This is a genomic window from Klebsiella sp. JN_Kp126, from assembly GCF_033843325.1.
Taxonomy (GTDB): Bacteria; Pseudomonadota; Gammaproteobacteria; order Enterobacterales; family Enterobacteriaceae; genus Klebsiella; species Klebsiella michiganensis.
In genome coordinates this window covers 1-22,076 of sequence record NZ_JAWXQV010000049.1, presented here as the reverse complement: position 1 = coordinate 22,076, position 22,076 = coordinate 1, and the positions used below count along the sequence as shown (strand labels likewise).

The following is a 22,076-nucleotide window of genomic DNA, read 5'->3' as shown; positions in this document are numbered from 1 at the left end:
TATCCGCTCTCGCTGAACAAAAATTATTCTCCGCACTCAGGGTTTAATCATGTTGATAATTCAACGTATCGCGCGTGATACCAAAATGAGACGCTCCCTGTCTCAATGTGATAGCGCGCGTTTATTCACCACGAGATTTATTTGAGAAGTTTCGCAGCGCGTCGATATTCCCGCCTTTTTCTCGTGAGTTATTTCACACAAATCTCCTTCAATTCTCCAGGCGCTTATTTTTGGCACAGCTTACGCATATTACTTCTCGTGCGCGCAACACGCTGATGAACGCATCGGCTCAGGGAGGCAGCGGCCTTCGAATCGTAACTTCGACTCTGTTCATGTTTATACGGAGTGAAGTCGTACAGGAGATAACAACTTCATGAAAGATATCGCCAATTCCGCCTCACAAAACGGGAGCTCGACCGCACCGGTCGATGAAATTTTACCCGTTACGCAAATGATTCTTTATGGGCTACAGCACGTGCTGGTGATGTACGCGGGCGCCGTGGCGGTTCCGCTCGTTGTGGGTAATGCGGTAGGGCTCCCGCCGGAGCACATTATTTTACTGATCAGCGCCGACCTGTTTATCTGCGGCGCGGCCACCATCGTGCAGTCGCTGGGGGTCGGTAAGTGGCTCGGCTGTCGGCTGCCGCTTATCCAGGGCTGTACCTTCGCCGCGCTGATCCCGATGGTGTTGATCGGTAAGGAGTACGGGATCGGCGGTATTTCCGGGGCGGTGATCGTGTCCGGTATTTTTATCCTCTGCTGCGCGCCGTGGATTAGCAAGCTCATCCGCTTCTTTCCCAAGGTGGTGATGGGCAGCATCGTCACGCTTATCGGCATGTCTATTATGCCGGTGGCAGGCGGGTGGATTGGCGGCGGGAGCAGCGAAATGAGCGGCTTTGGCGCCCCCTTCTCGCTGCTGATGGCGGCAATCACGCTGGTGATTATTCTCAATATTTACACCTTTGCCTCCGGCGTCGTGAAAAACACGTCGGTGCTGATCGGTCTTATCATCGGCACCGTACTCTGGAGCTGCTTTAAGCCTCTCGACTTTAGCCTCGTCCACGCCACCCCCTGGCTCCATCTGCCGACCCTGATGCCCTTCGCCAAACCTGAATTTCATATTATCCCCGTCGCCCTGCTGTCGATGGTGATGGTGGTGGTGATGGTGGAAACCATGTCCTCGATGATGGCGACCGGGGATATCGTCGGGAAAAAGGTGGACGCGAAGATGCTGCGCAACGGCCTCAACACCTGCGGTATCGCGACCACTATCTGCGGCTTCTTCAATCTGTTTCCCTACGCCGCCTTCGCGCAGAACGTCGGCCTGATCGGTTTAACCGGGGTGCGCAGCCGTTTTGTGGTGTCGGTCTCCGGCATCATTCTGATTCTGATGGGCGTGTTCTCGAGGATGGCGGCGCTGGTGGTGCTGATACCGAAACCGATCCTCGGCGGCGCGGGCATTGTCATGTTCGGTATGGTGGCGGTGTCCGGTATTCGTACCCTGGGACAGGTCAACTACCGCAACAATAATAACGGTATGGTGGTGGCATTAACGCTCGGCCTCGGCATGATGCCGGTGCTGGTGCCCAATCTGTTTACCCAGTTTCCGCCGATGGTTCAGCTGTTTCTGCACAGCGGGATTACGATTGGCACCCTGACGGCTATCGTCGCCAACCTCACCCTCAACGGCAGCGTGCCATTCCGCGTTAACCACGAAACGCCGGTCCCCGATCCGGCCCCGCCAAGCTCGGCGGCGCGCAACATGGCCGTCAGAACCGTCAGAATGTGGCTCCTGCTGCGCAAAGTTCAGAAGGAGAGACAGCCTGAAGAAGCGCAGGAGGGGTAATGATGCTCACCAGACTCCTGTTTGCCTTGATCACCCTGCTGCTGCTGGCGATCCCCGTCGTGCAGCAGGGTATCGCGCAGGGCCTGAACGGCCGTTTTAGCTATGCCCTGCTGTTCTAAGTTTAAGGACCACTGCTATGAAAAGAGTCACGACCGTCTGCCCCTACTGCGCCTCCGGCTGCAAAATGCAGCTCACGGTAGAAGAGGGAAAAATTACCCGCGCCGACGCTGCGATGGGGAAAAATAATCAGGGCACCCTGTGCCTGAAGGGCTACTACGGCTGGGATTTTATTGACGACCCGCAGATCCTCACCCCGCGCCTGAAAACGCCGATGATCCGTCGCCGGCGCGGCGGTAAGCTGGAGTCCGTCTCCTGGGAGGAAGCGCTCGATTACGTGGCAAACCGCCTCAGCGACATAAAAGCAAAGTACGGGCCGGATGCGATTCAGACCACCGGATCTTCGCGCGCCACCGGCAATGAAACCAACTACATCATGCAAAAATTTGCGCGCGCCGTTATTGGTACCAATAACGTCGACTGCTGCGCACGCGTCTGACACGGCCCTTCGGTTGCAGGTCTGCACCAGTCGGTCGGCAACGGCGCGATGAGTAATGCCATCACCGAGATCGATAATACCGATCTGGTGTTTATTTTCGGCTATAACCCGGCGGATTCGCACCCGATCGTGGCGAATCACATCCTCAATGCCAAACGCAACGGGGCCAAAATCATCGTCTGCGATCCGCGTAAAATCGAAACCGCGCGCATTGCCGACCTGCATCTGGCTCTGAAAAACGGCTCCAACATTGCGCTGCTCAACGCCATCGGGCAGGTGATTATCGAAGAAGATCTCTACGATAAATCCTTCGTCGCCGGGCGTTCCGAAGGCTTCGAAGCGTATCGCAACATCGTCGAAGGCTATACGCCGGAGTCGGTGGAAGCCATCACCGGCATCAGCGCCAGGCAGATTCGCGAATGCGCGCGGCTGTACGCCAGCGCCGGAAACGCCATGATTCTGTGGGGGATGGGCGTAACCCAGTTCTGGCAGGGCGTCGAAACGGTGCGTTCCCTGACCAGCCTGGCGATCCTCACCGGCAACCTGGGGAAACCGCACGTCGGCGTCAATCCGGTGCGCGGCCAGAACAACGTCCAGGGCGCCTGCGATATGGGCGCGCTGCCGGACACCTATCCCGGCTATCAGTACGTGAAATTCCCGGAAAACCGGGAGAAGTTCGCCAACGCCTGGGGCGTTGAGAGCCTGCCGGAGAACCCTGGCTACCGCATCAGCGAGCTGCCGCACCGCGTGGCGCACGGCGAAGTGCGGGCGGCGTACATTATGGGGGAAGATCCGCTCCAGACCGACGCCGAGCTTTCCGCCGTACGTCAGGCCTTCGAAGAGATGGAGCTGGTTATTGTCCAGGATATCTTTATGACCAAAACCGCCGCGGCGGCCGATGTGATTCTGCCCTCGACCTCGTGGGGCGAACATGAGGGCGTCTATACCGCAGCGGACCGCGGCTTCCAGCGCTTTTTCAAGGCGGTGGAGCCGAAGTGGGATCTGAAGACCGACTGGCAAATCATCTGCGAAATCGCCACCCGGATGGGGTATCCAATGAAGTACGACAACACGCAGCAGATCTGGGATGAACTCCGCCATCTGTGCCCCAACTTCTTCGGCGCGACCTACGAGAAGATGGGAGAACTGGGCTACGTGCAGTGGCCGTGCCGCGACGAGTCGGAGGCGGACCAGGGCACTTCGTATCTGTTTGCGGAACGGTTCTCCACGCCGAACGGGCTGGCGCAGTTCTTCACCTGCGAATGGCAGGCGCCGGTCGATAAGCTGAGCGATGCCTATCCGCTGGTGCTCTCCACGGTGCGCGAAGTGGGCCACTACTCCTGCCGTTCGATGACCGGCAACTGCGCTGCGCTGGCCAAACTGGCGGACGAACCGGGCTACATCCAGATCAACACCGCCGACGCCAAACGGCTCGGCATTGAGGACGAGGAGCTGGTGTGGGTTAACTCGCGCAAAGGCAAGGTGATTTCCCGGGCGAAAATCAGCGACAGGCCGAATAAAGGGGCGGTCTACATGACCTATCAGTGGTGGATTGGCGCCTGCAACGAGCTGGTCACCGAGAATCTCAGCCCGATAACCAAAACCCCGGAGTACAAGTACTGCGCCGTTAACGTTGAGCGTATTGCCGATCAGCGAGCCGCCGAACGGTACGTCAGTGAGGAATACAGCCAGTTGAAAGCCCGTCTGCGCGAAAGCGCCGCGGGGTAAAAAATATCGCCCCGGCGCTGTGCGCTCCGGGGCGATATTGTCTTTTCTTCTTCCCTCCGCCAGCGCTAACCGACGGCGGCCAGATCTTTGCGGCAGCGGCGCGCGACCTCAAGATACTGCTGCGGAGTGTCAACATCCCAGTGAATCCCCTGATTCGCCACGGGGATAACGCGCGCCGCCATCTGACCGATAACGTCCCGCAGGGTGGCCCCTTGCGGCGCGCGACGAATCAGAGAAATCGCCCGCTGGGGCAGAAGAACCGGATGGCCTTTACCGCGATCGTAGGCCGGTATAATGCAGCTCCCGGCGTCGGCGTTGGCCCACAGCCGGCGGTAGACGCCCGGCGTGACCTCCGGCATATCGCCCAGCGCCAGAAAGAAACGCGAAGCGCGAATATGGCCTACCCCGCACTGAATAGAAGAGAACATACCGTCCTGATATTGCGGGTTAAAGACCACCTCAACGCCCGGATGATCCCGATAGCACGCGGCCAGTTCGTCGCCGCGAAACCCCGTCACCAGCACCACCCGATCGCAGAACGCCAGGGCGCTGGCAAGGGCGCTATCGAGAATCGTTCCCTCGCCCCACGGCATCATCATTTTCCATTTGCCCATCCGGCTGGAGAGCCCGGCGGCCAGCATAACGCACTGTTTATCCATTTTTTTGCTCATCGTCATCCTCCCCCTGAAGCCGAATATAACGCCGCCGTCGGCTGGCGACGGCGGCGCTTGCGGCGATCAGGATTTCAGCACCGCTTTAATCGAGGTAATGATCGGCTGATATCCCGTACAGCGGCAGATATTCCCCTCCAGCGCCTCTTTCAGCTCATCGTCGCTGGGGGCCGGGTTGGCATCCAGCAGCGCCTTGGCGCTCATCAACACGCCGGGCGTGCAGAAGCCGCACTGAACGCCGCCGTGACGAATAAAGGCGTTCTGCAATTTTTTACCGACCGGATCGTGATGCAGCGCTTCGACGGTAGTGACCTCCGCCCCGTTGCACTGGGCGGCCAGCAACAGGCAGGAGCAGACCGATTTGCCGTCCATAATCACGGTGCAGGCTCCGCACTCGCCCACCGAGCAGCCCTCTTTGGTGCCGGTGAGCTTCAGCTCCTCGCGCAGAAAATCGATCAGGCGGACATTGTCTTTCACATCGCGGGCAATGCGGATGCCATTCACTTTTAGCTCAATATGGTTCATGTTCATGGCTCCTTATTTTTTCTGCTCTGTCATAACTTCCTGCAGCATCTGCCGGAACATATCGATAAATACGGGGACTTTATAAGGCGCAGACCAGCGTCCGCCGATGGCTTTTTCTACCTTGTCGTGCAGTACCCCGGCCGCATAGTCAATGGCGGCGGCGTCTAACGCCTTCCCGGTGAGCGCCTGCTCAACCTCAGTCAACCGCTGCGGTTTGGCCATCAGCGCGCCATCCACCAGACGGCACAGGCGAACCACGCCCTTATCGACCATAAACTGCCCGGTTAAGCTCTGGCGCGTAATGTTCAACGCATTGCGCCGGCCAAGCTGCAGATAGCGATTGATCAGCGGCTGCTGCGTCGGCGCCGGCAGGATAAAGCGGACAACCAGCTCATCGGGCTCAAGAAGGGTGCGATAGCCGCCCACGACAAATTCGCTGACCGGCATCCGGCGCGTTCCGCGCGCGCTGCGCAGCTCTACTTCCGCATCGTAGATAATGAGCGGCGGCATGGAGTCCGCGCACGGGGCGGCGTTGACGATATTGCCGCCGATCGTTGCCCGGTTGCGCAGCTGCAGGGAGCCGACGGTTTTACAGGCCGTAACCAGTAGCGGATAGCGCTGCTGAATCAACGGATGCTTAACCAGGTCGGTAAAGCAGACGCCGGAGCCAATGGAGATCCCGCCCTCAACGTCAAAAATCTCTTTCAGCTCCGCCAGTCCGGCAATGTTGACGAGCGGCACCTCGCCGGACAGCATCCGGGCCTGCACCAGCACATCGGTGCCGCCGGCAATAGGCATTGCCCCCTTCTCGGCCATCAGCGTCAGGGCCTCTTTCAGGGTTTGCGGGACGCTCAGCGACAGGGTGTTGAGGCGGTGAACCTGTTTCTTATCGCCAGACTCCAGCATCTGCTCGCTCTGGCGCTCCGGCTTCTTGAGGTTATAACCCAGGCGAACCTGCTCGAGGGTCAGCGGCAGGGTCCGGTTGGGGCGGTCGATGGCGAAGCTCACCGCGTTATTGAGAGCCGCAGCGCCCAGTTCAAGTACCGGTTCGCCGATAACTTTCGCCCCCATCGGGCCCGCTTTATCGTAGTTTTCCACCGCAATGATATCGATGTGCGGCATATCCTTGATGGTCGGCAGCAGATAGGTATCGAAGTTTTCCGATTTCACCACGCCGTGCTCGGTGTTGAAATCCTCGAGCATGCCGTAGCCGATCATCCCCTGCAGTACGCCGCCGTAGACCTGGCCGCTAAAACCAACCGGGTTAATGACTTTACCGACATCGTGGGTGGCGACGACGTTATTGACGGTGATTTTGCCGGTGCGCATATCCACCGCCACGTCGGCCAGCTGGCAGCCGTACACCCAGGTGAAATAGGGGCTGCCGCAGCCCTTCTCTTCATCCCAGTGAATATTCGGCGCCACGTGCCAGCCGTAGGCGGAGAGGTTTGCCCCGGTAGCCCGGGTCATATCGCACACCTGCTGGAAGCTGAGGCTCAGCTCCGGGCTGTGGCGGTTAAACACTTTGCCATTTTGCCAGGCGATATCGTCGATGCTCTGCGCTTTCAGCGTTTCCCTGACGGCGTCCGCCATGCGTTGTTTAATTTTGTTCGCCGCGCTCAGAATCGCCTGCCCGCCCATCAGGGTACCGCGCGAAGCGACCGTTGAGCCGCCGTCGGCGATCATCGCGGTGGCCGGTTCGCTAAACATCACCCGGTCGAGCCCAATACCAAAGGCTTCCGCCGCCAGCAGCGACATGGTGGTCTGCAGCCCCTGCCCGTTCTCGGATACCGAGGTGGAGATGTTCACGCTGGCGTCGGCATTCACCTGAATCAGCGCCGAGGACGCATCCAGCCCCTCGGCCCCCAGAGAGCAGCCGCGATGGCTCAGCGCGAAGCCAATCCCGTAGCGGATCGGGCCGCCTTCCGCGTTAAGCTTTTTGTAGTGCTCGCGTTTGGCCTCGTATTCGGCCTTGAGCAGCGTCTTCTCCAGCACCTCCCGCGCGGAGACGGTATGCTCGCTGAAGACCTGCCCGGCCATGCTGGTATCGCCCTGCTTGAGAATATTGCGCAGGCGGAACTCAACGGGCGACAGGCCCAGTTCGCCCGCCACGTCATCCATCAGCGATTCGTTGGCGAAAATGACCTGCGGCGCGCCGTAGCCGCGGTAGGCCGAGGTATAGTTGTTGTTGGTGTAAACGCCCACCAGATCGACGCGTACGTTAGGAATGTTGTAGGGGCCCGCCGCCTGCACGGAACTGCGCCAGGTGACAAACACCGTCTGGCCGCAGTAGCTGCCGCCATCGGCGATAATGTCGATTTTAATCGCCTGAATGCGCGCGTCGTCGTCCACGCCAATGCGGTATTTCATCTTATAAGGATGGCGCTTGTAGCTCTCGCGCATCGACTGTTCGCGGTTATAAGAGATCTTAACCGGCCGCCCGGTCAGGTGCACCAGCAGCGCCGCGCGGCAGGAGACGTTATCGATAATGTCATCTTTACCGCCGAAGGAGCCGCCGAGGACGGAGCGCTTAATGTTGACCTTCGCCTGGGGCAGGTCGAGATATTTGGCAATCACCGCCCGGGTGCGGTGAGCGTTCTGAATCGACCCTTCGATGGTCATGATCTGTTCATTATTGTCCAGGTAGGCGGTAATCGATTCCGGCTCAATATAGCCGTGCTCCTGGAACCCCACCTCATACTCACGTTCGAAGATATGGCTGGAGGCGGCAAAACCGGCATCGATATCGCCCTTCGCCGTGTGGTGGCGGTTGATGATATTGCTATCGAGTTCGCTGTGAATAAGGCGCGCTCCGGGCTTCATCGCCTCTTCCGGGGAGGTAATCGGCTCCCACGGGGTGTAGGTGATTTTGATTTTATCGACGGCGATGCAGGCTGCCTCGTAGGTTTCCGCCGCCACTACGGCAACCACGTCGCCGCGGTAGGCGATCTCCTTGTCGATAATCGGCGGATGATCGGGAACAATCGCTCCCAGCTTGCGCTGACCGGGGATATCGTTCCAGGTGGCAATACGCACGACGCCGGGTACTTTTTCCGCCTCCGACAGGTCGAGCGCATCGATGCGCCCGGCAGGAATATCCACGTAGCGACAGACGCCATACAGCATATTGTTCATAATAATGTCATCGCCGTAGACCGCTTTACCCGTCACCTTGGCGAGCCCGTCTACGCGGGGCACCTCACTGCCAACTAGCAATGTATCCATATTTTTCAGTCTCCACTCACAAAGAAAGATAACGGATTAAAGCAATGGCTATGCCACCTATAAATAAAGGGTTATTTCAGGCTGAGTTATGTGAGACGCATCTAAAAATAGCGGCCGGTTAAAGAATAAAAAGCGAATGAGGTCGCCGCTGATTATCAAAACGAGAGCATGCGTATCACTATGATAATTGGCGGTTCTCAATTGTGTTTCCAGGGTGACGCCAGCGGTGCATCCGCAGCTCCTGCCGCCGCCGGGCATTGAGCGCAACCGTCACCCTGCGGCAAAACGCATATCGAGGTGATGAAGCTTTTTGACGCCCCCGATTTCGAATAAAAAATAAAACAGACGCAATAATGAAATTTAAATTTCATAAACGAGCATGTTAACAAATGTGATATATATCATAATTTTAACAATTCATTTTCCTGCCACCGGGCCAGCCCCCCGTAAACAATCCTAAAAATTGCCATATATATCAATTAATTATAAAAACAGCCATTCCCCACACAAGGCTGTTACACATAGCCCACAAAACCAAACCGAAATAAAACTTTCAAAATGTGATCTGTTTGTATTTTTATTTCACTTATCGCGGTAATAATCACCTCTCACTAAACGCACTCTGCCCGCCTTGATGGCGCAGCAGAAATCCTAACCCCCCGGAGGATGCAATGAAGGAAGTGAGATCAGGACTTATCCGAACCGTTTATATTGGCCCGCCCCTTTTCCACCCTCACGCAGCCGGGGACTTTCTGAACGTCAACCACCCCGGAGGCCCCAGCCCCGCATCTACCGATGATTCATCATTAATCAAAAAGAAACCTCTTTGATCGGTTTTATTTAGCGCATAGCAATCGCGCTAAATAGTTGCACTAAGAACAAAAATTATTTCATCCCGGCCGTGCTTCGCCAGGCGCAAAGGCAGGCCGTGACAAGGATGGGATGACACGTTTTTATCTCGTGCCGTTAATCAAAACAAAAGGTATAAAAATGTCTCTTATTATGAATCTGAACCTACAGCAGAGAAAACGATTACACCAGATAACCCTGGTTGCGACATTTGGCGGCCTGCTATTCGGTTATGACACCGGCGTTATTAATGGCGCATTTTCCTCTCTGAAACAATATATGGCCCTGACCCCGACTACAGAAGGTCTGGTCATGAGCGTATTGCTGATCGGCGCCGCGTTAGGCAGCGTATTCGGGGGAAAATTCGCGGACTTCTTTGGCAGAAGAAAGTACCTGCTCTTTTTATCCTTTATCTTTTTCATCGGCGCATTAATGTCCGCTCTGGCGCCGGATATCACCGTACTGCTTATTTCACGTTTCATCCTCGGCTATGCCGTGGGTGGCGCTTCGGTGACTGCCCCCACCTTTATTTCCGAAGTGGCGCCAACCGAAATGCGCGGTAAACTGACCGGCTTAAACGAAGTCGCCATTGTTATCGGGCAGCTCGCCGCATTTGCCATCAACGCCATTATTGGCATCCTCTGGGGCCATCTCCCCGACGTCTGGCGCTATATGCTGATGGTGCAGACCATTCCCGCCATCTGCCTGTTTATCGGTATGCTGCGATCGCCGGAAAGCCCGCGCTGGCTGATCAGTAAAAACCGTCATGAAGAAGCGCTGGAAATATTAAAGCAAATCCGCCCTCTGGAACGCGCAACCAAAGAATTCAACGATATCACCACCTTAATTAAGGCCGAAGCGGACAAAAAGCTTCATTCGCAGAACGCCTTTGTCACCATTCTCCAGACGCCGTGGATTTTCAAACTCCTGCTGGTGGGCGTCATTTGGGCGGCGCTGCAGCAGACCACCGGGGTCAACGTCATTATGTACTACGGTACTGAGATCCTCAGCAGCGCCGGATTCTCAGAAAGAACCTCCCTCATCTGCAACGTACTCAATGGCGTGTTCTCCGTCGGTGGCATGCTATTTGGCGTGCTGTACCTCGTCGATCGTTTTAAACGTAAAACCATCATTATTTATGGGTTCGCGATCATGGCTACCCTGCACCTTATCATTGCCGGCGTAGACTACACGCTGGTCGGCGACGTCAAAGCCACGGCCATCTGGCTGCTTGGCGCGATGTTCGTTGGCGTTATGCAGGGAACGATGGGATTTATCACCTGGGTAGTGCTGGCTGAGCTGTTCCCGCTCAAGTTCCGCGGACTGTCGATGGGCATATCGGTATTTTTCATGTGGGTGATGAACGCCATCGTCAGCTATCTGTTCCCATTATTGCAGGCCAAGCTCGGGTTAGGTCCGGTATTCCTGATTTTTGCCGCGATTAACTACCTGGCGATTGTTTTTGTCATCGCGGCGCTGCCTGAAACGTCCAATAAATCGCTGGAGCAGCTGGAAGAGGAGCTTTCAGCAAATAAATCTACAGCGGGATTCAATACGGCCACCAAGGAAAACGGATTATGATCGATACTATTACGCAGGATAATCTCCATCTGTCGTGCCGGGCGAAAAATAAAGCAGAAGTCCTGGCCATGATTGGCGCGGACTTTAAGTCCAGAGGGTACGTCAGCGAAGATTGCGTGGCGTTTCTTGCTGAAAGAGAGCGTCAGGTCTCCACCTTTTTAGGCAATGGCATTACGCTGCCGCACCTGCCTAAATCAGCCACCAGCATCATTGTCAAAACGGGGGTGGAGATTTATCAATTCCCTGACGGCGTGATCTGGGACAGAAATAACGTCATGTTTATTGCCATTGGCGTAATTGCTAAAGAGAGCGAGCACATCGATGTGCTGAGAGAGGTGGCGTCGATCTTTAGCGACGAAGTCATCGCCAGAGCGCTGTCGTTGATTGCTAATAAAGAGGATTTTTTAAGGATCCTCCAGCAGAATCACTAAGCACGGCTATCTCCCGATAGTCGCCCGATAAAAGCCTGCTTGCGCGCAGGCTTTTTGCTTATTCAGGATGGACGTAGCGATTAGCTGCCTTTATATGTGGAGTAACCATACTGGCTGAGCAGCAGTGGAATATGCAGCTTTTCATTGGTGCGCGTGACGGTGAAGAGAACCGGGATCTCCGGGAAAAACGAGGCCAGTTTCTGTTTGCTGAAGTCATCGCCGGTTTTGAAGGTCACTTTATAAATCCCCGGCTGCATATCCCCTTCAGCTGGATAGAGCGATTTAATACGACCATCGTTGTCGGTGACGCCGGTGGCCAGCGCTGTCCATTTATTCGCCTGCTGTTTTTCAAGGGTGACCGTCACGCCCGATGAAGGCAGACCCGTCTGCTGATTGAGAATATGTACGCTGAGCGTCCCGACGGGGGCGCTAAATGCGGCTGGAGCCACAGACATAGCAGATAACAGAATCAGACTGGATAATTTTTTCACGATGTTTTCCCGTTGTGAATAATAACGTTCAAACGTTAGCACCTGGGCCGCTAAAATATATTCAACTTTTTGTGATAATCGCCTTAACGGAAGCAGGACGAGGAAAATAGCGAGCAGGGCAACAGCCCATTCGAAGTGATAGAATTATCTGAATATAAGGTGCATCCCTGGGGAGTGAATAAAGGCCCGCGCGCTTGCGCTATACTTATTTTCTTCCGCGTTCACAAAAGGAATTCACATGAAGATATGGCCAGTTCTGACGGGTGTGGCTATCGCCCTGACGCTTGTCGCCTGTAAATCCCCCACTCCGCCCAAGGGGGTCCAGCCGATAAATAACTTTGACGCAAGCCGTTATCTGGGGAAATGGTATGAGGTTGCCCGGCTCGAAAATCGTTTTGAACGCGGCCTGGAGCGGGTTACCGCAACGTATGGTCAGCGCAGCGATGGCGGCATCAGCGTGGTTAACCGCGGTTACGATCCGCGGAAACAGAAATGGAGCGAGAGCGAAGGTAAAGCGTATTTTACCGCGGCGCCGACCACCGCCGCGCTGAAAGTCTCCTTCTTTGGCCCGTTTTACGGCGGCTACAACGTGATCGCCCTGGATAGCCAATATCAGTATGCGCTGGTCAGCGGTCCCGATCGCGGCTATCTGTGGATCCTGTCGCGCACGCCGACCATCCCGGAATCCATCAAGCAGGAGTATCTGCGCATCGCGCGGGATCTCGGCTTCCCGGTAGAAAAATTAGTCTGGGTGAACCACGGGTAACAGGCTGAATCCACACTATCTTCAGCGAACCAACGAGCTGAAGATAATGTGGCGATAAGGCTGGAAGACAATAAATAATTAGTGCGATGACGGCTGGCTGGAGTCGGCCGCCTCTTCTGCGGTTTTAGCGGGAGCGATACTCTCTTTAATCTCTTTGGTTTTATTCGCCGCATCGTTGGCCAGGTTATTGGCATCAACAATCGCGCTGTCTTTAATTTTTCCCGCTTCTTGCACGATTTGGTCGCTTTTCTGCCGGGCATCCTGCTTCACGGCATCAGCCTGGGCCTGGGCTTGCTGAGCAATAGCTTCCGCTTTTTTATCCGCTTCCGCCTTGATGCTGGAGGCCTGGCTGCTGAGATTGTTCGCCTCGTCCGCCGCCTGTTTTTTTATCGCATCAATGTGTTTATCCGCTTCATCCTTAATTGCTTCGGCTTTATCGGACGCCGCCTCTTTAATTTGCTGCGCGTTATCTTTTGCTTTATCCAGATTTGCATCAACTTTTGATGAATCATCACAGCCGGCGAGAATTAAGCAAACGGCAGAAGCGATCAGCGTTTTACTCCAGAGTTTCATAGTCATTCCTTTATTTATTAATATCAGCGTATCGGGGAAGTCATCGCCGCAGGGTTGCCAGGATAATTCTCATAACAATGATGTCATGAAATTATTTAGCCCCAATACTTAGCCCTGCATCCCTTTATTTATAATCGCTAACCAGGCAGAGTCAAGTTCCTGCGCCACTCCCCCGGCGAGGGCTGACGTAAAAAACCCGGGCGGCTGCCCGGGTTGGTCACTGAAAAAAGAGCTTAGGCGGTGATGGCTGATTTTGTCAGCGTTGGGCCGGCTAACGCCAGCCGGGCGCCGGCATCGGTATCGGTATATTGCTTAAAGTTATCCATAAACAGTTGCGCCAGACTCTCGGCCTTCTCCTGCCATTTGTCGGAAGAAGGCCAGCCGCTACGCGGGTCAAGCAGCGCGCTGTCCACGCCAGGCACGCTTTGCGGGATAGCGAGACCGAATACCGGTACCGTTTCTTCGCGCAGCTCGCCGGTGGTCCCGTTTAAAATCGCGCTGATGATATTGCGCGTGTCGCGCAGCGAAAGGCGCTTGCCTTCGCCGTTCCAGCCGGTGTTAACCAGCCAGGCCTCGGCGCCGGCCTCCGCCATTTTGGCCGCCAGAACGCTGGCGTACTGCGTCGGGTGCAGCAGCAGGAACGCCGCGCCGTAGCAGGCGGAGAACGTTGGCGTGGGCTGAGTAATGCCGCGTTCGGTACCGGCCAGCTTCGAGGTAAAGCCAGACAGGAAGTGATACTGCATCTGCTCGGTCGTCAGACGGGATACCGGCGGCAGGACGCCAAAGGCATCGGCGGCAAGGAAAATCACCTTCGACGGATGGCCCGCACGCGACACCGGTTTCACGATGTTTTCAATATGCGATAGCGGATAAGAGACGCGGGTATTTTCGGTCTTGCTGCCATCGGCGTAATCCACGCTGCCATCGGCTCTGACCACCACGTTTTCCAGCAGCGCGTTACGACGAATCGCGCGATAGATTTCCGGCTCGGCCTGCGGGTCAAGATTAATCGTCTTGGCATAGCAGCCGCCTTCGAAGTTGAACACGCCGTCATCATCCCAGCCGTGCTCGTCATCGCCGATCAGCTGACGCAGCGGATCGGTGGAAAGCGTGGTCTTACCGGTGCCGGAAAGACCGAAGAACAGGGCCACGTCCCCCGCTTCACCGCGGTTCGCCGAGCAGTGCATCGAGGCGATGCCCTGCTGCGGGAGCAGATAGTTCATCACCGAGAAGAGGCCTTTTTTCATCTCGCCGCCGTACCAGGTGCCGCCGATAAGCTGAATTTTTTCGCTCAGGTTAAACGCGACAAAGTTCTCGGAGTTGAGCCCTTGCTCCTGCCATTTATCGTTGGTGCAGCCCGCGCCGTTGAGGACGACGAAGTCCGGCGTAAATTCAGCCAGCTCCTCTGCGCTCGGCGCAATAAACATGTTTTTGACAAAGTGCGCCTGCCAGGCCACTTCGGTGACGAAGCGGACGCCCAGGCGCGTTGCCGGGCTGGCGCCGCACCACGCATCAACGACATATAATTTCTTGCCGCTCAGCTGTCCGGCGACCAGCGCCTTCAGATCTGCCCATATCTCGGTGGATAGCGGCTTATTGTCGTTGCGGCCAAGGCCGGAATCGGCCCACCAGACGGTGTCACGCGTCAGATCGTCCCTGACAATATATTTGTCGCGCGGCGAGCGCCCGGTAAAGATCCCGGTATCCACGGCAACGGCCCCGGACTCGGTCATGACGCCGCGCGCCGCGCCGGTTAATTCCGGGCTGGTTTCATGCGCAATCAGCAAGTCGTAATCGGGGTTATAAAACAGCTCGCTGCTCTCCTGAATACCGAGCGAAAGAAGAGCGTCTTTTACTGATTCAATACGTGACATGGCACTCCTGACAAACTATTGGCTGGATAAGATGCTATTAGGGTATTTCAACCTGTCAGCTAAGCGGATGGATTTATTTTAATAAAAAAACCATCGTGAAATTAAATAAACAGGATGAACAGACCAGAGCCGGCGATGTAAAATCGTGCTCGTGTAGGGTGTCGCCTGAACTTTAGAAATATCGTTTGCACGAATAAGTCATAAGCTAACTCTGCAAAAAATGTTAACACCTGTAGATAATTATGTTAATTGCATAGTTTCTATACGTCATGCTAAAATTGCATAGCTATTATTGCAGGGCAGAGGAACGGATCGGTGCTGGCGAATCTTGAAGTAAAATGGCTTTACGATGTGATTGCCCTTGAGGAATCCAGAAGCTTTACCCTGGCGGCAAAAAGCCGCAATATTTCCCAGTCCTCCTTCAGCCGCCGCATCCAGGCGCTCGAGGCGTCGCTGGGCTTCAGCATCTTCGACCGTTCGGCAAACCCGCTGCAGCTGACCAACCGCGGGAAGATTTTTGTCGGCTATGCGCGAAATATGCTCGACGACATGGACTTCCAGATTAGCCGAATTAAAGGGCTGAACAACACCACCCAGAAAATAAGAATCGACGCGGCGCCGTCGCTTTCCGTTTTATTACTTCCGGAAATCATCGCCGGTTATACCGACCGAAAGAATAAAACTTTTCATGTTGAATCGATTAACGTCAACGATGCGGTGTTCAACCTGAAAGAAGGCAAAAGTGATTTTATCCTGTCATTTTATAATGAAGAGCTGATGAACTATCCGTTTATCAATCACAAAATTTTTGACTCGGCGCTGCACCTCGTTTCTCCCTGCGATAAACACGGCAGGCCGCTTTTTCATTTACACCGCGGGGTGCTGCCGCTGATGAAATACGCCAACGACAGCTATATGGGGCGCCAGGTGAATCAGGTGATCGACCGCAAGCCGGAGATCACCTTTTCGCTGACCTTTGTCTCCTCGATGAGCGAGCTATTAAAACGCATGATCCTCAACGGCGACGGCGTGGGCTGGCTGCCGCAGTACTCTATCAAGCGCGAGCTTGAGGAGGGCCGCCTGACGATTATGGATGAGAGCCTGTCGCTGCCGATCGGCGCCTATATTTACCGCTCCGGCGCGCGGCTCAACCAGTCAGCCGAGCGCTTCTGGCAGCATATTAAGTCTATGAATACCGTGACCGCATAACTCGCATGGCGGCGGGAAATTCGCTATCATCCGCATCCACTCCCTCTCCGTGCAGCCTGATGTCTACGATTATCGATACCTTTATCGCCCCGCCGTGCCACGCTGAAATCGACATCCTCTACGAGGATGACCATCTGCTGCTGATCGATAAACCCTCGGGCCTGCTGAGTCTGTCGGGGAAAAATCCGCGTAATCTCGACTCGGTGCATTATAGGCTGGTACAGCGGTTTCCCGGCTGCACTCTGGCGCATCGTCTTGATTTCGGCACCTCCGGACTGATGGTGATTGCGCGCAACAAGGCCATCAACGCCGCGCTCTGCCAGCAGTTCAGCCAACGTGCGGTGAGCAAAGTCTACAGCGCGCTGCTGTGCGGGCATCTGGCGGATGATGAAGGAACCGTTGACGCTCCGATAGCCAAAGATCCGGCGCTGTTTCCGCTGATGACGATTTGCCCGCGCCGCGGCAAGCCTGCCCGCTCCGGCTATCGGGTGGTTGAGCGCCTGCGCTATCAAGGTAGCGTGCCGGTGACGCGGGTCCAGCTGACGCCGGAAACCGGCCGCACCCATCAGCTGCGTATCCACTGCCAGTGGCTTGGCCACCCTATTCTGGGCTGCGATCTGTACGGCGGTCTGTTGCTTCCGGGAACAGAACAGGCGCCGCGTCTGATGCTGCACGCCAGCGAACTGCATTTCGTGCATCCGGTTAGCGGAGAGCGGATCGATGCGATAAGCCCCAGCGGGTTTTAACTCGCCCGCTCACCAGCCCTTTTACCGAATCTCTCCCGCACGCTGATTGACGTCGACGCTTTAATTCGAATCGCGGCATTGCAAATGCAAATATCATATTTGCTCGTTAATCACCGCCTCTGTAGCTTGTGCTCTATTCATGCTTTTCATGAAAGAACATTCAGGGCGCAACGGCTTTATGATTAAACTCGATAATATTCGCAAGACCTACCCCGGCAGCGCGCATGCGGCTATCCGCGGCCTTAATCTGGTGATTAATAGCGGCGAGCTGTGCACTTTCGTTGGCCCCAGCGGGTGCGGAAAAACAACCATTCTGCGGATGATTAATCAGCTGGATATTCCTGACGCCGGTGACGTATACGTTCAGGGCGTTAAGCTTGCCGCTGCCGATATTATTCAGGTGCGCCGCCAAATTGGCTTTGTCATGCAAAGCGCCGCCCTCTTTCCGCATCGTACTGTCGCGCAAAATATAGCCACGGTTCCGCGCCTTCTCGGCTGGAGCAAAAAGCATATCCAGGCGCGCATCGACGAATTAGTGGATTTGATGTCTCTCGACCGCAACGTCCTGCCCCGCTATCCGCACCAGCTTTCCGGTGGCCAGCAGGGGCGCGTAGCGATCGCCAGAGCGCTGGCCGCCGATCCGCCTATTCTCCTGATGGACGAACCTTTCGCCGCCATCGACCCGGTGGTTCGCGAGCGCCTGCAGGACGAGCTGCTGTTGCTGCAACAGCGCCTGCGCAAAACGATCGTCCTGGTGACCCATGATATCAATGAAGCTATTCGCCTTGGCGATAGAATCGCTATCTTCCAGGAGGGCGGCGAGCTGGCGCAGTTCGCCACGCCTGACCATATTTTGTCGCATCCGGCCAGCGACTTTGTGCGCCGTTTTATCGGCCCCGAACCGAATCTGCAGCGGCTGGGGAGAATTCAGGTCGGACAGCTCCCGCGTCATGACGTGCCGCTTATTGATGAGAGCCTCTCCCCCATCGCCAGCCCGCATCCGCCGGTCGCCAGTCCGCTGCGCCTGGTGCTGGACAAAAAACGGCGTCCGCTGAACTGGTTCGATCCGGTTAAGCGCCGGACGCTGCCGGTCGACGCGCCGCTGGCGGCCATCAACACGCTGCGCTTTGCCTACAGCGCGCTGCTGGATGCGCCCGGCGGCGTAGTGGTTCATGTCGATACCGACGGTGAATATCAGGGCAGCATCTCCCACGCTCTGCTGCAGAACGTGCTGGAAGGCCACGTGGATCTTCGCCGCTATGATTGACTGGCCGTGGATCCTCGACAACAAAATCATGATCGGTGAACTGCTCTGGCAGCATGTACAGCTGGTGATCGTTGCGCTGTTTTTCGGCACCCTTTTCACCGGCGTATTGATTAGCCTGACGCTGCGCTGGCCCGCGGCCGCCCAGCCGCTGATCTACCTGTGCGGGATACTGTTCACCATCCCGTCTCTGGCGCTGTTTATTCTATTACTGCCGTTTACCGGACTGTCGCTGATGACCTCAATCATCGGCCTGACGCTCTACTCGCTGCTGATCCTGCTGCGCAACGTTATCGCCGGAATAGAGAAACTCCCGGCGACGGTGCTGGAGTCTGCGCGCGCGCTGGGCTATACCCGCTGGTTTCGTTTTGTCGATATAGAGCTGCATCTGCTGCTGCCCTCGCTGTTCGCCGGGTTACGCATCGCTTCGGTGACGCTGGTCGGGCTGGTGACGGTCACCGCCTTAATTGGCCAGGGCGGTCTCGGGCAGCTTCTGTTAGCCGGGTTTAACCAGAACTTTGTCACGCCTATCGCGGTCAGCCTGGTGCTCAGCGTTGTGCTGTCTCTGCTGTTGGATTCGCTGATTGCCCGCGTCGGCTATTGGCTAACGCCGTGGGCCCGCTAATGGATATCCTGCAAGCAACATTTCACTGGTTATTACAACCGCAGCACTGGACAGGCGATGCGGGAATATTACTTCGCCTGCGCGAGCATCTTTATTATGTGCTGATTAGCATCGTCGTTGCCTCGGCGATTGCGCTGCCGCTGGGGATTATTCTCGGCTACTGGCGCAAGGGCGCGTTTGTGATTATTAATCTGTTTAATATTGGTCGCGCCATTCCCTCTTTAGGTTTAATTCTTTTATGCATTATTGTGTTTGGCTTTAATGATATTCCGGTCTTTACCGCGCTGGTGGCGATGTCGATTCCGCCGATCCTCACCAACGCCTGGGTTGGCATTTATCATGCCGACCGTCAGCTGTGCGATGCGGCAAAAGCGCTGGGCATGACGCCACTCCAGAGCCTGTGGCAGCTGCGGATACCGCTCGCCGCGCCGCTGATACTCGCCGGCCTGCGGACCGCGCTGGTACAGCTGATCGCGACCGCCGTCGTCGCCGCCTACGCCGGCCTTGGCGGCCTCGGGCGCTTTCTGATCGACGGACTTGGCCAGCGCGATATTCCCCAGGTCATTGCCGGTTCGCTAGTGGTATCGCTGCTGGCCATCGGCTGCGAGCTGCTTTTTTCATTACTCTCCCGGCGCATCGTTCCGGCGCCGGTCACGCAAATAAATTAATTTCCCAACAACAAAAAACCACCTGCAGGTAAAGAGGTATTATGAAGCAGCTATTTAGCATTTCCGCGTATCGTCGCCGCTTGCGTCTTTCGGTATTCACCGCGGGATTATTAAGCTTAAGTTTTAACGCCCTGGCGCAGGACGTCACCATTGGCGGAGCGAATTTCACCGAAAGTTCAATCCTTGCCAATATTTACGCCAGCGCGCTAAAGAAAAACGATATTGCGGTGAAAACCCGTCTTAATCTCGGCAATCGCGAGATTATTATTCCGGCGCTGCAGAGCGGCGAAATTGATATTGTTCCGGAATATCTCGGTGCCCTGCTGAACTATTATGACGGCAAAACGCTGGCTACCAGCCAGAGCGACGTTAGCGCTGAGTTAGCTAAAGCGCTGCCGGCGGACTTTACGCTGCTCACCCCCTCCCCGGCCTCGTCCATTACCGCCTGGGCCGTGCGCGCGGAAACGGCAAAAAAATATCACCTCAGCAAGCTTTCCGACCTGCAGCCCGTGGCCCATCAGCTGACTATCGGCGGCCCGCCGGAATTCCCGGTACGCGCCCTGGGCCTGCCGGGCCTTAAGCGCGTCTACGGACTTGAATTTAAGGCGGTGAAATCTCTGGATATGGGCGGGCCGCTGACCCGTCTGGCGCTGAACTCCGGCAAAATCGACGTCGCCACGGTCGTCTCCACTCAGGGCAACCTCGCGAAAGAGGATTGGGTGGTCCTGGAGGATGATAAGCATGAGCAGCCGAGCCAGAACGTGGTGCCGCTGGTGCGCAAAGCCAGCCTGACGCCGAAAATCAGCGAAGTGCTCAATGAGGTCTCCGGCAAGCTGAACAACGCCGCGCTGATCGAACTTAACCAGCAGGTCGATCTGCAGCATAAAGATCCGGCGGCGGTGGCCGAACAGTGGGTCAAAACGCACCTCAACGGCAACTAATTGCCGCCATGCCAGGGAAGGCATCACCTCCAACTGAGCCGAGAAAATGCCAAATAATCCTATGATCCTGAACCTTTTCTTCTTCAATCCCCAAGGTGACTACCGCTTTTCCTGGCGTCACCCGCAGGCGCCGGAGAAGGAAATTTTCAGCCTCAAGTACTATGCCGATCTGGCCCGTAAAGCGGAGGCCGCGACGCTCGACGCCATTTTTATCGCCGACCATATCGCTATCTGGGACACGGTGCCCAGCGGCTTAACCCACTACGCTAACGCCCGGCTGGAGCCCATCACTCTCCTCTCGGCGCTGGCGGCGGTGACGGAACATATCGGCCTGATGGGCACGGCTTCCACCTCTTATAACGAGCCCTATAATCTCGCCCGCTATTTTGCCTCCCTCGATTTTCTCAGCAACGGGCGGGCCAGCTGGAATATCGTCACCTCATGGCTGGAGGAGGAGGCGGCCAACTTCGGCCTTGACCACCTGCCGCAGCACGGCAGCCGCTACCAGCGCGCCGGTGAGTTTATTGATGTGGTCACTCAGCTGTGGGACTCGTGGGAAGACGGCGCGGTGCGCTATGACAAAGCCAGCGGGCTGTTTGCCGATTCCAGCAAGGTGCATCATCTTGATTTCGCGGGCGAGTTCTTCCGCGTGCGCGGGCCGCTGAACGTCCCTCGCCCGCCGCAGGGGCACCCGGTCCTGGTGCAGGCCGGCTCGTCGGAGGCGGGTAAAAACCTCGCCGCCGCCTGGTCAGATATGCATTTTGTGTTTATCAAATCTATCGCTGAGGGGCTGGCCTACCGCGAAGAGATGAACCAGCGTTTGCGCAGCCACGGCCGGGATCCGGCGCATTTCAAAATCATCGCCGGCGTTTTACCGGTGGTGGTGAATTCAAACGCGGAAAAGGAAGAGCGCCAGCGGCTTAACGAGCAGCTAATGAGCGACCAGATGGCCATCGACCTGCTCTCTTCCTATCTGCGCATGGATTTATCCGCTTATCCCGTCGACCAACCGCTGCCGCCGCTGCCGGAGGAAGAGACCTTTGATGGGATCCGCACCGCCCTCAGGCTGATTCGTGATTACGATCCGCAGTTGTCGATCCTGGCGTTGGGCAAGCTGTTGTTGCAAAGCTCCGATAGCTGGCTGCTCATCGGCAGCGCCGAGGAGATCGCCAGCGCGCTGACGGAAACCTGGCGCGCCGGCGCCGCCGATGGTTTTAACCTGATGTTCCCGCTGCTGCCGGGGGACTTCGACCGCTTCGTTGAGCAGGTAGTGCCGATTCTGCAGCGCAGCGGCGCGATGCGGGATCGCTATCCGACCGGCACGCTGCGCGAGAAGCTGGGTCTGCCGGTCGTCGAAAACCGCTTCGCCCGCGGGGATGGCAAACCGCTGGCTTCATAGCGCGGCTGTTCCCCGGTGGCGCTGCGCTGACCGGGCTACGGGTTCACAACCGCCTGCGGATCGGTAGCCCGGACAGGCGCAACGCGCCGCCTCCGGGGAAGGTGCGCT

The 22,076-nt window shown here is 56.4% G+C and carries 17 protein-coding genes and 1 pseudogene; 12 read left to right on the top strand and 6 right to left on the bottom strand.

Annotation, left to right across the window (positions count from 1 at the left end; all coding sequences use genetic code 11):
• Window positions 1–373: 373 nt before the first annotated feature.
• Complete coding sequence (locus tag SIK97_RS08195; protein WP_032718844.1) at window positions 374–1,846, top strand: nucleobase:cation symporter-2 family protein; 1,473 nt, start codon at window positions 374–376, stop codon at window positions 1,844–1,846.
• Between the two features lie 136 nt (window positions 1,847–1,982).
• A complete protein-coding gene (fdhF, locus tag SIK97_RS08190; RefSeq protein ID WP_077598948.1) occupies window positions 1,983–4,130 on the top strand; it encodes a formate dehydrogenase subunit alpha in 2,148 nt (715 codons plus the stop codon).
• 65 nt (window positions 4,131–4,195) lie between these two features.
• Here fdhF and SIK97_RS08185 read toward each other — a convergent pair whose 3' ends face one another.
• The 3 genes from SIK97_RS08185 to SIK97_RS08175 form a co-directional block, all read right to left on the bottom strand.
• On the bottom strand, window positions 4,196–4,801 hold the full coding sequence (locus SIK97_RS08185) for a CTP--molybdopterin cytidylyltransferase (protein WP_014838779.1): 606 nt from the start codon (window positions 4,799–4,801) through the stop codon (window positions 4,196–4,198).
• 66 nt (window positions 4,802–4,867) lie between these two features.
• Window positions 4,868–5,326 carry a (2Fe-2S)-binding protein gene (locus SIK97_RS08180; protein ID WP_009651983.1) on the bottom strand — a complete coding sequence of 153 codons (459 nt, stop codon included), beginning with the start codon at window positions 5,324–5,326 and terminating at the stop codon, window positions 4,868–4,870.
• 12 nt (window positions 5,327–5,338) lie between these two features.
• Window positions 5,339–8,551: a molybdopterin cofactor-binding domain-containing protein gene (locus SIK97_RS08175; protein WP_049078901.1), complete on the bottom strand. Its 3,213-nt coding sequence runs from the start codon at window positions 8,549–8,551 to the stop codon at window positions 5,339–5,341.
• Between the two features lie 990 nt (window positions 8,552–9,541).
• Here SIK97_RS08175 and SIK97_RS08170 point away from each other — a divergent pair.
• Together SIK97_RS08170 and SIK97_RS08165 are read left to right on the top strand one after the other, a co-directional pair.
• Window positions 9,542–11,003, top strand: a pseudogene (locus SIK97_RS08170) (sugar porter family MFS transporter).
• Window positions 10,978–11,412, top strand: coding sequence for a PTS sugar transporter subunit IIA (locus SIK97_RS08165; protein ID WP_004851939.1), 435 nt, complete (start codon window positions 10,978–10,980; stop codon window positions 11,410–11,412). Before SIK97_RS08170 ends, SIK97_RS08165 begins: the two are co-directional and overlap by 26 nt.
• A gap of 80 nt (window positions 11,413–11,492) precedes the next feature.
• On the opposite strand, the gene uraH is transcribed toward SIK97_RS08165, so the two are convergent.
• Window positions 11,493–11,867, bottom strand: coding sequence for a hydroxyisourate hydrolase (gene uraH, locus SIK97_RS08160; RefSeq protein ID WP_029946983.1), 375 nt, complete (start codon window positions 11,865–11,867; stop codon window positions 11,493–11,495).
• Window positions 11,868–12,141: 274 nt separating this feature from the next.
• Here uraH and SIK97_RS08155 point away from each other — a divergent pair, with 274 nt between their 5' ends.
• On the top strand, window positions 12,142–12,669 hold the full coding sequence (locus SIK97_RS08155; protein WP_014229778.1) for a lipocalin family protein: 528 nt from the start codon (window positions 12,142–12,144) through the stop codon (window positions 12,667–12,669).
• Between the two features lie 78 nt (window positions 12,670–12,747).
• On the opposite strand, the gene SIK97_RS08150 is transcribed toward SIK97_RS08155, so the two are convergent.
• Together SIK97_RS08150 and pckA are read right to left on the bottom strand one after the other, a co-directional pair.
• Window positions 12,748–13,242, bottom strand: a complete 495-nt coding sequence (locus SIK97_RS08150; RefSeq protein ID WP_014229779.1) for a hypothetical protein — start codon at window positions 13,240–13,242, stop codon at window positions 12,748–12,750.
• 233 nt (window positions 13,243–13,475) lie between these two features.
• Complete coding sequence (gene pckA, locus SIK97_RS08145) at window positions 13,476–15,116, bottom strand: phosphoenolpyruvate carboxykinase (ATP) (protein WP_057174143.1); 1,641 nt, start codon at window positions 15,114–15,116, stop codon at window positions 13,476–13,478.
• A gap of 315 nt (window positions 15,117–15,431) precedes the next feature.
• Here pckA and SIK97_RS08140 point away from each other — a divergent pair, with 315 nt between their 5' ends.
• The 7 genes from SIK97_RS08140 (at window position 15,432) to SIK97_RS08110 (ending at window position 21,968) form a co-directional block, all read left to right on the top strand.
• Window positions 15,432–16,325 (top strand): LysR substrate-binding domain-containing protein, encoded by an 894-nt coding sequence (locus SIK97_RS08140; RefSeq protein WP_004851947.1) that lies wholly within the window; start codon window positions 15,432–15,434, stop codon window positions 16,323–16,325.
• Between the two features lie 59 nt (window positions 16,326–16,384).
• Window positions 16,385–17,071 (top strand): RluA family pseudouridine synthase, encoded by a 687-nt coding sequence (locus SIK97_RS08135; RefSeq protein WP_014229781.1) that lies wholly within the window; start codon window positions 16,385–16,387, stop codon window positions 17,069–17,071.
• A gap of 178 nt (window positions 17,072–17,249) precedes the next feature.
• Window positions 17,250–18,338 carry an ABC transporter ATP-binding protein gene (locus SIK97_RS08130; protein ID WP_025108425.1) on the top strand — a complete coding sequence of 363 codons (1,089 nt, stop codon included), beginning with the start codon at window positions 17,250–17,252 and terminating at the stop codon, window positions 18,336–18,338.
• On the top strand, window positions 18,331–18,960 hold the full coding sequence (locus SIK97_RS08125) for an ABC transporter permease (protein WP_014229783.1): 630 nt from the start codon (window positions 18,331–18,333) through the stop codon (window positions 18,958–18,960). The genes SIK97_RS08130 and SIK97_RS08125 overlap by 8 nt, the downstream gene beginning before the upstream one ends.
• Window positions 18,960–19,628: an ABC transporter permease gene (locus SIK97_RS08120; RefSeq protein ID WP_014229784.1), complete on the top strand. Its 669-nt coding sequence runs from the start codon at window positions 18,960–18,962 to the stop codon at window positions 19,626–19,628. Before SIK97_RS08125 ends, SIK97_RS08120 begins: the two co-directional genes overlap by 1 nt.
• Window positions 19,629–19,669: 41 nt before the next feature.
• Window positions 19,670–20,569 carry an ABC transporter substrate-binding protein gene (locus SIK97_RS08115; protein WP_014838787.1) on the top strand — a complete coding sequence of 300 codons (900 nt, stop codon included), beginning with the start codon at window positions 19,670–19,672 and terminating at the stop codon, window positions 20,567–20,569.
• A 46-nt stretch (window positions 20,570–20,615) separates the two neighbouring features.
• A complete protein-coding gene (locus tag SIK97_RS08110) occupies window positions 20,616–21,968 on the top strand; it encodes an LLM class flavin-dependent oxidoreductase (protein ID WP_049101199.1) in 1,353 nt (450 codons plus the stop codon).
• The last annotated feature ends 108 nt before the right edge of the window (window positions 21,969–22,076 follow it).